The sequence below is a fragment of the Sphingobacterium sp. UBA3519 genome, assembly GCF_002377215.1.
Lineage (GTDB): Bacteria > Bacteroidota > Bacteroidia > Sphingobacteriales > Sphingobacteriaceae > Sphingobacterium > Sphingobacterium multivorum.
Genome location: NZ_DFPI01000001.1, coordinates 92,836 through 105,047, shown reverse-complemented (window position 1 = coordinate 105,047; position 12,212 = coordinate 92,836). Strand labels below are relative to the sequence as shown.

Sequence of the window (12,212 nt, the reverse complement as noted above, 5' to 3'; positions counted from 1 at the left end):
CCTTTGTTTTGTGTGGCACAAAAGTAAATTAAAAATATGTTTTTTTCAAAAATATTCTCTACATAACACCTAACAAGCTGACTTATTGTAAAATAATTTACAAAACATATAAAACACATATCGATTTCGATCCATAATAATTTTAAAAACCAGCATGACTGCCCTGAATAGCGAAGTTAACACTTGGCTAGCTAAAATAGCGGGATTGGCTGGCCCTGACTGAGTTTCCTCCGGATCAATCTAAATAACACCCTAAAGGCCGTAGGTTCGCCTTCCTACCCTGAAACAAAAAAAAGCCCTAACTTTCGTTNNTTGTTTTGTGTGGCACAAATATACGCTTCTTACAAATTATTTGCAAATGAAAAACATAAAATAAAACTAACAAGTTGTTATATTGCGACATACTCTTTGCCCTGACGATACATAGCTCTCCTTTATACATCAAATCTGATGCTATTTCGAATATTTGTCACTTCGATCAAGCGCTCACCTGTCAATTAAAATCTTTTTGACCTCCCCACTGTAGCCTGTTCGAATATGAACATGAAGTGTTCGAATCCAAACACTTTAACCACAAAAAGAAAGAATACAATCTATTGACTAAAAATACTTTAGCCCTTTGGCCGCTTTTTTGAAATTGATCCATTGAACATTTTTTTCAAAATAGAAATCAACCTATCCTTCAACGGGATTGATTACCATAAGTTCAGAATGAACACTTATAACAAAAAGTATGATAAAGACCTATTTCCAAATCGCCTGGAGAAACCTTATTAAGAACAAGGTTTTTTCCTTTATCAATATCCTTGGCTTAACAATAGGCATCACCGTCTGCGCAATGATATTCCTGTTTATCGCCAATCAGTTTAGCTTCGACAAGTTTCACAGCCAAGGTGACCGGATCTATCGGGTCATGCGTGGCTTTGACAACACCAAAGACCGCGCTCCTTATTTATCTGCACCCTATGCCACCGCCTTAATAACCGATTATCCGGATGATATCAAAAAAGCTGTACGGGTAATGCCTGCCAATGGGTTATTCTCTTTTGGCAATATCGCATTCAATGAAAAGAAACTCTTTATTGCAGATGACGATTTCTTTGAACTATTTAGTTTTCCGCTCATCAAGGGAAATCCAATGACTGTTTTAAAAAATCCAACAAGTGTTGTATTAACGGAAAAAACTGCGAAAAAATATTTTGGAGATGAGAATCCCATCGGTAAAATACTACAGCTTGATAAAAATAAACAATTAACCGTTACTGGGATCGCTAAAGATCTTCCGGTCAATTCGCATCTGGATTTTGATCTCATTATCCCCTTATCCAATTATCTCGATACCGAACCCTTTAAAGCCTGGCAAAACAACAATTTATTCACTTACATCTTACTTGACGAACATAAGGATGCTAGGCAATTGGAAAAGCAGTTTCCTGATTTCATGAATAGGCATATGAAAGCAGTTTCTACCAATATGGGCATTCATTTTGATCTTGCGCTTACACCGCTACGAGACGTCTATCTTGAATCCCACAGCGCATTTGACAGCGCAAAACATGGCGACAAAAAGGTTATTTACATTTTCCTTTCCATCGCCATACTTATATTGATTATCGCCTGCATCAATTTCATGAATCTCTCAACAATACGTGCAGTTGACCGATCAAAAGAAGTTGGTTTAAGAAAGGTACTTGGCGCTCGACGTCTTCAATTAATGGGACAGTTTATCGGAGAATCCATTTTATTAACCAGCATATCCTGCGCACTCGCCATGTGTCTGTTGCAACTACTCATGCCTGTATATAATCAACTATTGGGATACAGCCTAACAGTCCCATGGAATTCATGGCCGATCTATATTTTTTTGATTGCAGTTATCATTATAGTAGGTCTATTAGCGGGAAGTTACCCCGCATTATACCTTTCGACCTTCTCCCCTATACAGGCATTAAAAGGCAAATTGCGCTTCGGCAAGGGCGGCACACTGTTCCGACATACGCTGGTTGTATTCCAATTCAGCATATACATTTTACTTATCATCGGTACACTGATTATCTCCAAGCAGATGAAATATGTAAAAGAACTAGGGCTCGGCTACGACAACCAACAGACTGTGGTTATTCCAATAGACAATGAAGAACTGTACAACAACCTTCGTACATTCAAAAACGAATTATCTGTGAGCAGTGATATTGCATCGGTCTCCTTTATGTCCGGTGAACCGGGCGGCTTCTTCGATAGCCACACATTCGAGGTCGAAGGAAAGAACGGTGAGAAGTGGAAGTCAAGGACAGAGTTCACTGATTTTGACTATGTAAGTACGTTGAAACTCAAAATAATAGCAGGCCGAAACTTTTCAATACAACACCCGACCGACTCCACTAGGGCTGTATTAGTCAATCGTACTGCAGCATCGATGCTTGGATTTACTCCCGAACAGGCCATTGGCAAATGGATAAAAAATACGATCCGCGATCAATCCCCCCGGACAATCATTGGTGTAATTGATGATTTTAACTTCCTATCCCTAAAAGAAAACATGGATGCATTAGTTGTTGCCCCTTCTGATGATCTAAGGGTAGCCCTTATCCGCTTAAACACAAAAGATTTCCCTGAAGCTCTAAAAACTATCAGAACCGCATTTGGGAAAGTAGCCCCATTATATCCGTTTGAATACAGTTTTTTGGACCAGAAATTCGATATGCTGTACAAAACTGATCTTAGGCAACAACGTATACTCAGTCTTTTTTCTGGATTGGCCATATTTATCGCGTGCCTAGGCCTCTATGGTTTAGCCTCATTTACGGCTGCCAAACGAAACAAAGAGATCGGAATTCGCAAGGTGCTTGGCGCTTCGGTATCGGGTGTCACTACATTACTGTCCAGAGATTTTATAAAACCCGTATTAATTGCCTTGATAATCGCCTCGCCGATCGCCTGGCTAACCATGAACAAATGGCTGGAAGACTTTGCTTACCGCATCGAGATCCAATGGTGGATGTTTGTGCTGGCGGGACTAGTAACAATAGGCATCGCATTAATTACAGTAAGTTGGCAGGCTATCCGAACAGCCATAGCTAATCCTATAAACAGCTTACGGGACGAATAAAAAGAGGATACAAAAAAAGCTCTAACTTTCGTTAGAGCTTTTAAGTCGGGGTGGCAGGATTCGAANNTTGTTTTGTGTGGCACAAATATCGAATCATTTTTTGACTTTGTCAACACCCTATAGAAAATTAATCACTAAACAGCTGATTGATTGCATAATATTTTTATCAAAAGAATATATTCTATTGAATTTAGCAATCAAAAACCCTTTCCATATAGCCTACAAAGGAATATTCAAAATATCTTTAGATTATCCATTTCATTTTCATATCTTTGCATCCGATTTGAATATCAGTCAATAGTTTTTTAAAAAAGTATTTTTATATTCAGAAAATAAGTCGTAATATTGCATTCCGATTTTTACAGGATATAAATCGTTAATAATTACTCGAAATCATGGATTTAGTAAAATTTGTAGAAGAACAAGCGGTAGTAAAGAATGAAATTCCCGCTTTCAAAGCTGGAGATACCATCAGCGTTCATTATAAAATTCGCGAAGGAAATAAGGAGCGTGTACAGGTGTACCAAGGTGTAGTAATTCAATTAAACAGCGAAGGTGCTAACGCTACTTTTACCGTTCGTAAAATCTCAAACGGTGTAGGTGTTGAACGTATTTTCCCTGTAAACTCACCAAACATTGAAAAAATTGAAGTAAACAGCTACGGTAAAGTTCGTCGCGCGAAATTATTCTATTTACGCGGCCTTACTGGTAAAGCTGCTCGTATTAAATCGAAAAGAATCTAATTACGACTACCACGGCATAAAAAAAGGCTTTGAAATCATTCAAAGCCTTTTTTTATACCCTACCACCCGTAGCTTCCAAAACGCAGGTCATACAAACAACTGCTTCTGTAATAAATTTAGGACAATTATATATTGTTTCCTAAAATCACACCCTCCTCTTTGCCGCGCTAAAACATTTTACTTACTTTTAGCTTCGTATCTGAAAGGTAGAATCGTAGATGATCGCAATAGTTAAAAACATCCTAATTTTGTTCCATCTTCACTTTGCTGCCGTTAAAAATCAAACTGTATCTTGATGAGAATTATAGCTTTTATCCTTGCTTTTATAAGCTATCCGACCTTTACTTTTGCACAACGGAATCTGAATGAATTTCTTCAGTTACAGTCGCGCCCTGAAACCTATTATGTACACCCAGCAACAGATGCAATCACGATTGACGGAAAGGACGATGAGGCTTCCTGGTCAAAAGCGCCATGGACAGACTCTTTTAAGGATATTGAGGGATTAAATAAGCCTGTTCCTACTTTTAAGACGCAAGTCAAGATGCTTTGGGATAAAGAAAACCTTTATCTTTTTGCCAAGCTTCAAGAACCTCATATCAAAGGATATTTAAGACAGAAAGATACAATCATCTATCATGACAATGATTTTGAGATCTTTCTCAAGCCAAATCTATTCTCTCCGGAATATATAGAGATTGAAATAAATGCATTAAATACAGTTATGGATCTTTTGATGACTAAACCTTATCGCTTTGGCGGTAGGGCTAATCTAAATTGGGACACAAAAGATATTGAAACTGCAGTCTATCATGCCGGGTCCATCAACAATCCACAAGACAAGGATGAATTTTGGACTGTGGAAATGAAAATACCTGTAAAAAGTCTAAAATACTTTGGCGAAGGAAATCAGATCAAAGTAAATGAAACCTGGAAGATAAACTTCTCACGCGTTCAGTGGCATTATGACAACACCGAAACCACCTACAGCAAGAGAAAAGACAATACGGGTAAGACGCTCGCTGAAGAGAACTGGGTATGGTCTCCAATCGGCCTCGTTAATATGCATTACCCCGAGCGATGGGGACATATAAAATTTGTTGATGATGCAAACCATCAACCTATCGACCAGCAATTCCTCGCGCTCGAAAAAGTTACCTGGAATATCTTTTACCTGCAACAGATCTATAGAAACGATAAAAAACGTTATGCAACGTCAATTCAGGAGTTAAGCAAATTATATCCTGAAATTATAAATGAGCAAAAAAATTATGAGATTGTATTTTCAAACAGTATTAATTTCTATCGCATTGAAATCAAGTCAAAAGCACAGCCTACATTAAAGACGACAATCGATAGCCAAGGTAACATCTATTTTTAATTTAATTATTCGAGCGATCTTCAATTCTGATTTTGAATAAAAATTGCTATCTTTGTATCCCGTACATAAAGCAACTATTATTGGTCATTTTGACCACATAAAATTGAAAATCCTTTAATTGTTATGACTAAATATATTTTTGTTACGGGCGGCGTTACTTCGTCGTTGGGGAAAGGTATTATTGCTGCCTCCCTTGCTAAACTTCTCCAGGCGCGTGGCTATAAAGTTACCATTCAAAAATTCGACCCTTACATTAACATCGACCCAGGAACATTAAATCCATATGAGCATGGAGAATGCTATGTTACGGAAGATGGTGCTGAAACAGACCTTGACTTAGGTCATTACGAGCGCTTCCTGAACGTCCCTACTTCACAAGCAAATAACGTCACGACAGGCCGCATCTATCAACACGTTATCCAACAAGAACGTGAAGGTGCATATTTAGGAAAAACTGTTCAAGTGATTCCCCATATCACAGATGAGATAAAACGCAGAATGCAACTGTTGGGTGAGTCTGGTGAATATGACATTATCATCACTGAATTGGGCGGAACCGTGGGCGATATTGAGTCCTTACCATTTGTGGAAGCTGTAAGACAACTTCGCTGGGAATTAGGAGCCAATAATTCGCTGGTTATCCATTTGACTTTAGTCCCTTACCTAGCCGCTGCTGGCGAGCTTAAAACTAAACCTACGCAACATTCAGTAAAAACATTATTGGAATATGGTGTACAACCAGATATTCTAGTGTGTCGTACTGAACATAAATTATCACAAGAAATCCGTAAAAAATTAGCGCAATTCTGTAATGTCAACATCAACGCCGTCGTAGAATCTATCGATGCGTCGACGATTTATGACGTTCCATTACTGATGCTAAAGGAGAATCTTGATAAAACAGCATTAACAAAGCTAAAACTTTCCAACAAAAATGAGCCAGATTTAGAAAATTGGAAGAACTTCCTTGGCAAGCTCAAAAACCCAACTAGTGAAGTGAATATTGCCTTAGTCGGAAAATATGTTGAACTACCAGATGCTTACAAATCCATTATCGAAGGATTTATCCATGCAGGGGCAACAAACGAATGTAAAGTAAAAGTAAGCTATATTGCTGCTGAAAGTGTTACAAAAGAAAATGTTGCTGAAAAGCTAAAAGTTATGGATGGAGTTTTGGTTGCTCCAGGATTCGGGGAACGCGGTTTGGACGGTAAGTTAAATGCTATTCAGTATGTTCGTGAAAATAATATTCCGTTCTTCGGTATCTGTTTAGGTATGCAATGTTCGGTTATCGAGTTCGGAAGAAACGTATTGGGTCTGAAAGACGCTAATAGTTTCGAGATGGATGCCACCACGAGCAATCCGGTCATCAATTTGATGGAAGAGCAAAAAAATATCACCAATATGGGCGGTACAATGCGTTTAGGTGCTTACGACTGTGAAATTAAAAAAGGAACTAAGGCCTTTGCCATTTATGGTAAAACAAAAATTTCTGAAAGACACCGTCACCGTTATGAATTTAACAATGACTATTTAAAACAATATGAAGCTGCTGGAATGATTGCTTCAGGATTCAATCCGGAGACTGGATTAGTTGAAATTGTCGAATTGAAAAACCATCCATTTTTCGTTGCCGGACAATTTCATCCAGAATTAAAGTCAACTGTTGCAAATCCTCACCCACTTTTTGTTAGCTTTGTAGCCGCTGCTTTGGCCAACAAAAAATCAAAGTAGTAATAGAAGGATACAATTAATTAAGTTTAATTATTAAAAATGGATAGAAATACCCTAATTGGTTTGGTCCTGATGTTTGCTATCATCACTGGTTCATTTTACCTGATGAAGCCTTCAGAATCGGAAATCAAACAAGAACAAGCGAGACAAGAGGCTAAAGCGCGTACCGAAAAAGGACTGCCTGCCGAAAGTGACTCTACCGCTAAAGCCAAAGCAGCACAAACAGCAGTGATTGCTGATTCGGCGGAATTGAAAAAACCTTTTGGCGCGACAAAATTTGGAACGGAGAAAGTCATTACGATTGAAAACGAGAAAATCATTGCCAAAATCAGTACAAAAGGTGGTAAGGTTAAATCCGTAGAACTAAAAGGCGAAAAGAATTTCAATGGAAAACCGTTGATGCTTTTTGATGGCGACGACAACAAGTTTGGTTTTCAGTTTAATGCAGCTGGTCAAAATGTATCAACAAATGATTTATACTTCAATACAGAATCTTCGGATATCCAAGTTTCTGCTGAGGGTAAACAATCTGTAAAATTCCGACTAAATTACAGTGCCGATCAATATATTGAATATGTATACTCGATTGCTGGCAAAGGTTATAATGTAGGACTGGACATTAACACAAAAGGGATACAGAATTTAATTCCGCAGAGTCAAAAAACGTTGACCCTGAACTGGAACACCACGTTGAGACAGAAAGAGCAAAACATAGAATCGGAAAGACAGAAATCTACCCTGTATTATAAAGAAGATAATAAAGTAGATCACCTTTCCGAATCAAAAGATGCTGATGAAGCATTGGAGAAAAAAGTACAATGGATTGCATTCAAGCAGCATTACTTCTCTAGTATCCTCAGCGCTAAAGATGGCTTTGTCAATGCAAAAGTGGATGTAAAACATGCGTCAGAAACCGATATCGTTAAATTCTACAACACAAACGCGGAATTAGCATTTGATAACCATAAGGACAATAATTATTCCCTAAACTTCTTCTTTGGACCAAATCAATACAATGTATTGAAGGCTGAAGGAAATGATTATCAATCGATTATCAATATGGGTTGGGGGCCTATGCGTTGGATCAACCAATGGATTACAGTACCTGTATTCAACTTCCTGGATGGTTTCCATATGAGCTATGGTATCGTTATCCTTTTATTGACATTGATGTTGAAGTTGATTCTTTCCCCAATGACCTACAAGTCTTATGTCTCTATGGCCAAAATGCGTGTTTTAAAACCGCAGCTGGATGAGATCAAAGCAAAAGTGGGTGAAGACAATCAAATGTTGATGCAGCAGGAGCAAATGAAACTGTACAAACAGGTCGGTGTGAATCCACTTGGCGGATGTCTTCCTCTCGTCTTACAAATGCCATTTACCATTGCGTTCTTCTACTTCTTTCCAAATTTATTTGAATTGAGAGGACAAAGCTTCTTGTTTATGAAGGACATGTCAACTTATGATACGCTATTCACATTTGCACCTATTTTTGGATCATTCAACCACATCTCGTTGATGTGTATCTTGATGACATTGACAACACTGTTAACGACCTGGTATAACAACGCTACATCTGGTGCTACAGGACAAATGAAATACATGGGCTATATCATGCCGTTGATTTTCTTCTTTGTTTTGAATAGCTTCCCAGCAGGTTTGAATTACTACTATTTCTTAAGTGCATTATTTACGTTCTTAACGCAGTTGGTTATTCGCACTATGGTGAATGATGAGAAAATCTTAGCTAAATTGGAGGAAAATAAAAAGAATCCAAAAGCAGATAAAAAATCGAGCTTCCAAACGAAAATGGAAGAAATGATGCGTGCACAACAACAAGCACAACAAAATAAAAACAAATCGTAAGATTTATCCTACTGATAAAGAAGGCTTCCAAACTGGAAGCCTTTTTTGTTTGTGAACTTTTGTAGCATTTTGTCAAACCAAACGTTAAAAAGGGTGTTAATAGGTTAAAATTTAAAATATGAACTTTAAAAACATCGCCATACTGGCCATCTTAATCGTTAGTCTTGGAAGTTGCTCTGTGATGAAGAAAAACGCGAATGAGCAGAACACAGAAAGTAACCTGTCGTCAGTAATTGGAAAAAAATGGCAATTGATTGAAATCAATGGACAGCCAGTAGCGGCTCAGATCAACGGTAAAATGCCTTACCTCCAGCTGGATGAAAAAAGTTACAGTGCAAGTGGGGGATGTAATGGCATCGGTGGAGAATTGACTTTATCAAAGAATGGAAAGGTTAAATTTGCTCAGGGTATGTCTACGATGATGGCCTGTCCGGATATGTCTATTGAACAAGCCTTATCCAAAAACCTGATTGCTGCAGATAACTATACGGTTAAGGATGATATTCTTAGCTTGAACAAAGCGAAAATGGCTCCCCTGGCAAAATTTAAGTTGATTCAGGACAATAAGCAACAACTTAGTGGAACTTGGGAACTTGATTATATATCCGGCCCACGGATTGCTTTCGATGGCCTATATCCCAATCGTAAACCAACCATGATATTTGATGTTTCCAGTGGTAAAGTAAACGGAAATAGCAGCTGTAATAATTACAATATGACTTTTAAAACGAATGGAAACACCATTAATTTTGGCCCCATTATGTCGACAAAGATGGCCTGCGAAGGTAATGGCGAAGTAACCTTCTTTTCGACCTTAGACAAGGTAAATACCTTTAGTATAAGCGAGAATACGTTGACATTTATCATGGGTGACATTGCTATTATGCGATTCAAACGGAAATAGAAAATTAGATTTTTGCTCCAAATGAAGTAAAAAGGGCGTTGTTACGAAACAATGCCCTTTTTATGTATTAAGCGATATTTTGCAACAGGATGCCAAAGACTAGCCAGATACCCTAAACAAAGGCGCTAAATCCAGTTATACTTCTGCCAACAATGAGTGAATTGATTTCTTTTGTCCCCTCATAGGAATAAATGGCTTCAGCATCGGCCAAAAACCGTGCGACATTATATTCCAACAGAATACCGTTTCCGCCCATGACCTCTCGAGCCTTGGAAACAATATCCCTGGTACGTAAAGAACAGAAGACTTTGGCCAGCGAGGCATGTTCATCTCTTAGCTCACCCTTATCCTGTAATTCAGATAATCTGAAGACAAGCGTTTGCATAGCCGTTAAATTGGACAACATTTCAACCAGGTGATTTTGAATAAGCTGAAAAGAGGCGATTGGTTTACCAAATTGCCTCCTTTTACGCGTATAATCCAAGGCATTTTCATAGGCGCCTCGCGCACATCCTACGGCCATCCAAGCGACACCTGCTCGCGTCATCTGAAGAACCTTTCCTGTATCTTTAAAAGAATTTGCATGTTGCAGGCGATCACTTTCTTGAACGATGCAATTCGCTAAAGTAATAAGACCATTCTGTACGATACGCAAAGCCATTTTATCTTTAATTTTCTCAACGGAAAAACCTGGATTATCCTTTCGTACAATAAACCCCTTAACTTCGCCATCATCAAGATCCCTAGCCCAAACAATGGTTATATCCGAAAAAGTGGAGTTCCCGATCCATTTTTTCTGACCATTTAACACCCAGCCTTCGGCGGTCTTCTTACAGGTTGTTGTCAACCCGCCCGCTGCTCCCGACCCTACTTCGGGCTCGGTTAGACCAAAAGCACCAATCACTTGCATTTTCTGCATGTTGGGCAACCACTCCTGTTTTTGTTCTTCGGATCCGCATATATAGATTGATCCCATAGCCAAACCACTCTGTACGCCAAAAAAAGTCGCTACAGAAGCATCAACACGCGCTATCTCCGCTGCGATGATCCCCTCCATTAAAGAACTGCCCCCCATACAGCCATACCCATCGTAGGTATAGCCACAAATATTTAAAGCGGCTAGTTTCGGTATAATTTCGAAAGGAAATTCATCTCTTAACCAATATTTATTGACAATTGGCTTGACTTCATTCTCCATAAATTCCCGCACCTTCAATTGCAATGCACGATCTGAATCATTTAATTTGCTATCCATAGCATAGAAATCACCATTAATAGGAGGTAATTCCTTTTTTTCTTTTCCTGCACTCAGCATTTTCATTAAACCATGAAGCTGCTTATCATCCATTTTTGATACGGCATCCATTACTGCTCCCAAATCCACTTTCTTCGATATTTCTTCCAATTTGCCAAAGTCTATTGATTTTGCCAAATCCATTATATTCTTTACTTTATCAAACATAATTGCAATTTCTTTTTAAGTGTTTACTTTTTAAAATAAGAAATATAATCGAAAATTGTTTGTTATCAATACCATCTTATCCCTAGATTGGCTAAAATACATTCACACAAGCTCAGCACAACAAACACACAAGAACGACACAATGATCACCCTTCCTTAGCCCTTGTTAAGCTAAAGGATGACACAAGCCGAGACTTGTGGGATACCATCTTATTCTAAATAAATTAAACAACTTAAATTCAGTCATTTATATATTATTTTAAAAAAAACATATTTTTTGGGTTACCTTTTTTGGTTACGTGTATTAAGAGATGAAAAAGAAAATTATTTCAATTTAAATTAGAAAATTAGAAAATGAAAAACGCATTAAAATTCGGTTTCTTAGGTTTAGCTTTAACTGTAGCTTTCGCATCTTGTAACAATTCAGAGAAAAAAGCTGAAGGTGCTGCAGATTCAGCTTCTGCTTTAGTTGATTCAGCTGCTAACACTTTGGATTCAGCTGCTAACCACGTAGATTCAGCTGCTGTTAAAGTTGATTCAGCTGCTGCTAAAGTTGATTCAGCTGCTACTAAAAAATAATTTAGGACTGAATAAAGCTTTTGGAAGGCCTTTTTTAACAAAAGGTCTTTCTTTTTTCAAAAAGAGAAAAACCTGGGGTTACCTTTTTAATTTATCGGTATTAATCCCTAAATAACAAGATTTAAAAATATTTTAATTTTAATAAAATGAAAAACGCATTCAAATTCGGTTTCTTAGGTTTAGCTTTAACATTGGCTTTCGCATCATGTGGTGAAACTGCTAAAAAAACTGACGCTGCTACTGATTCAGCTAATGTTGCTTTAGATTCAGCTAACACACAATTGGATTCAGCAAAAACTGCTGTAGATTCAGCAAAATCTGCTGTAGATTCAGCTGCTGCTAAAGTTGATTCAACTAAAGCTGCTCACTAATTTTCTGAAATAGAATTTAGACCTTATAAAAAAGCTTCCTTCACCAAGGAGGCTTTTTTTATA

9 protein-coding genes are annotated in these 12,212 nt (G+C 37.9%); 8 read left to right on the top strand and 1 reads right to left on the bottom strand.

Annotation, left to right across the window (positions count from 1 at the left end):
• The first annotated feature begins 733 nt into the window (after positions 1-733).
• The 6 genes from B3297_RS00470 (at position 734) to B3297_RS00445 (ending at position 9,737) form a co-directional block, all read left to right on the top strand.
• Complete coding sequence (locus tag B3297_RS00470) at positions 734-3,109, top strand: ABC transporter permease (RefSeq protein ID WP_286778248.1); 2,376 nt, start codon at positions 734-736, stop codon at positions 3,107-3,109.
• A gap of 395 nt (positions 3,110-3,504) precedes the next feature.
• Positions 3,505-3,852, top strand: coding sequence for a 50S ribosomal protein L19 (rplS, locus tag B3297_RS00465; RefSeq protein ID WP_046671854.1), 348 nt, complete (start codon positions 3,505-3,507; stop codon positions 3,850-3,852).
• 295 nt (positions 3,853-4,147) lie between these two features.
• A complete protein-coding gene (locus B3297_RS00460) occupies positions 4,148-5,233 on the top strand; it encodes a carbohydrate-binding family 9-like protein (protein WP_070563028.1) in 1,086 nt (361 codons plus the stop codon).
• A 123-nt stretch (positions 5,234-5,356) separates the two neighbouring features.
• Positions 5,357-6,967 carry a CTP synthase gene (locus tag B3297_RS00455; protein WP_286778247.1) on the top strand — a complete coding sequence of 537 codons (1,611 nt, stop codon included), beginning with the start codon at positions 5,357-5,359 and terminating at the stop codon, positions 6,965-6,967.
• 39 nt (positions 6,968-7,006) lie between these two features.
• A complete protein-coding gene (gene yidC / locus B3297_RS00450; protein WP_286778246.1) occupies positions 7,007-8,833 on the top strand; it encodes a membrane protein insertase YidC in 1,827 nt (608 codons plus the stop codon).
• A gap of 118 nt (positions 8,834-8,951) precedes the next feature.
• On the top strand, positions 8,952-9,737 hold the full coding sequence (locus B3297_RS00445) for an META domain-containing protein (protein WP_286778245.1): 786 nt from the start codon (positions 8,952-8,954) through the stop codon (positions 9,735-9,737).
• 112 nt (positions 9,738-9,849) lie between these two features.
• Here the strand turns inward: B3297_RS00445 and B3297_RS00440 are convergent, their stop codons facing one another.
• Positions 9,850-11,199 (bottom strand): acyl-CoA dehydrogenase family protein, encoded by a 1,350-nt coding sequence (locus B3297_RS00440; RefSeq protein WP_204990850.1) that lies wholly within the window; start codon positions 11,197-11,199, stop codon positions 9,850-9,852.
• Positions 11,200-11,553: 354 nt separating this feature from the next.
• On the opposite strand from B3297_RS00440, the gene B3297_RS00435 reads away from it, so the two are divergent.
• Positions 11,554-11,778, top strand: coding sequence for a hypothetical protein (locus tag B3297_RS00435; protein WP_286778244.1), 225 nt, complete (start codon positions 11,554-11,556; stop codon positions 11,776-11,778).
• A 146-nt stretch (positions 11,779-11,924) separates the two neighbouring features.
• Positions 11,925-12,149 carry a hypothetical protein gene (locus B3297_RS00430; protein ID WP_046671847.1) on the top strand — a complete coding sequence of 75 codons (225 nt, stop codon included), beginning with the start codon at positions 11,925-11,927 and terminating at the stop codon, positions 12,147-12,149.
• Positions 12,150-12,212 lie beyond the last annotated feature (63 nt).

Excerpts from the sequence above, each read along its gene's own strand:
- B3297_RS00435 (WP_286778244.1), top strand. The coding sequence starts at position 11,554 with ATGAAAAACGCATTAAAATTCGGTTTCTTAGGTTTAGCTTTAACTGTA.
- B3297_RS00470 (WP_286778248.1), top strand. The coding sequence starts at position 734 with ATGATAAAGACCTATTTCCAAATCGCCTGGAGAAACCTTATTAAGAAC.
- B3297_RS00440 (WP_204990850.1), bottom strand. The coding sequence starts at position 11,199 with ATGTTTGATAAAGTAAAGAATATAATGGATTTGGCAAAATCAATAGAC.
- B3297_RS00455 (WP_286778247.1), top strand. The coding sequence starts at position 5,357 with ATGACTAAATATATTTTTGTTACGGGCGGCGTTACTTCGTCGTTGGGG.
- rplS (WP_046671854.1), top strand. The coding sequence starts at position 3,505 with ATGGATTTAGTAAAATTTGTAGAAGAACAAGCGGTAGTAAAGAATGAA.
- B3297_RS00430 (WP_046671847.1), top strand. The coding sequence starts at position 11,925 with ATGAAAAACGCATTCAAATTCGGTTTCTTAGGTTTAGCTTTAACATTG.
- yidC (WP_286778246.1), top strand. The coding sequence starts at position 7,007 with ATGGATAGAAATACCCTAATTGGTTTGGTCCTGATGTTTGCTATCATC.
- B3297_RS00445 (WP_286778245.1), top strand. The coding sequence starts at position 8,952 with ATGAACTTTAAAAACATCGCCATACTGGCCATCTTAATCGTTAGTCTT.
- B3297_RS00460 (WP_070563028.1), top strand. The coding sequence starts at position 4,148 with ATGAGAATTATAGCTTTTATCCTTGCTTTTATAAGCTATCCGACCTTT.